The sequence below is a fragment of the Christensenella intestinihominis genome (genome assembly GCF_001678845.1).
Taxonomy (GTDB): Bacteria; Bacillota; Clostridia; order Christensenellales; family Christensenellaceae; genus Christensenella; species Christensenella intestinihominis.
Map to the genome: position 1 here is coordinate 1 of NZ_MAIQ01000027.1, position 999 is coordinate 999.

Sequence of the window (999 nt, forward strand, 5' to 3'; positions counted from 1 at the left end):
TATTTTTCGCAGGGATTGTTGAAAATCTTATCGCGTCTTCCCTCATACGGCGCCTTGATAATCAACGGCTTCAGGAAGGCCGATACCTTCTCTACCCCGTCTCCTACGCTCATCGTCACGTCTTCGTGCTCATAGCTCAGCACATAATCATATCCTACCATCGACAGCTCCGTGATTACCTTCTTCCACGGCACGCTCCCCCAGCCCGGTATCCGGAAACGGAACGTCCGGTCCAGCCTCTGCCAGTCGCCCTGCATCAGGATTCCTCCGTACTGGATGTTGTGCTCCACGATCTCCCCGTCCTTCGCATGTACGTGGAATATCCTGTCTCCAAGCTCATCCACAAAATTCTCGATCCGAAGTCCCAAGTAGATCAGGTTCGCCGGGTCCATGTTGAACCCAAGGCACGGATGCCCGTCCACCAGTTCGATTGCCCTCTTCGCTGTGTGGATATCATATATGAAGTTGTTCGGATGCGGCTCCACCGCAAACTTGACTCCGTATTCCTTGAATTTGTCCAGGATCGGCGTGAAATACTTCACGAAATCCCTCTCCATCATTTCCCAGCCCTGCGGGCACGGAAACGGAAAATACCTTCCCCAGTTCGTTACTCCCGTAAAACCGTTTACCACCGGCACTCCCAGTGCGTTTGCCGCCTGCGCCGTCTTAATCAGGCTTTCCGTTCCATATTTGATCTTTTCTTCCTTCGTTCCCTTGTACAGGCCGTCCGTATCCTCTCCCCACGGCCCCAGGATCAGCAGCGAATCCGCATGGTTCGACAATCCTGAAATTGTGATCCCGTATCCTGACAGCATCTTCTTCAGGTTTTCCGCATTGTTCCCCTTCAGGATTTCGTCACAGTCGAACTGTCCGTTCCCGATATATGCCGGAATCTCCATCATTTCATACCCATGCTCGCTCATGATCTTCGCCACTTCTTCCAGGCTCAGATGCGCATAGTTTGCCGCAAAGAATCCTAACTTCATTTCCTTACCTCCG

Annotated in this window: 1 protein-coding gene; it reads right to left on the reverse strand. The window is 52.3% G+C overall.

Annotated elements, in window-relative coordinates:
* On the reverse strand, positions 1–986 hold a 986-nt coding region (locus BBD38_RS14175), incomplete at its 3' end, for a sugar phosphate isomerase/epimerase family protein (RefSeq protein ID WP_066689375.1).
* Positions 987–999: the final 13 nt, after the last annotated feature.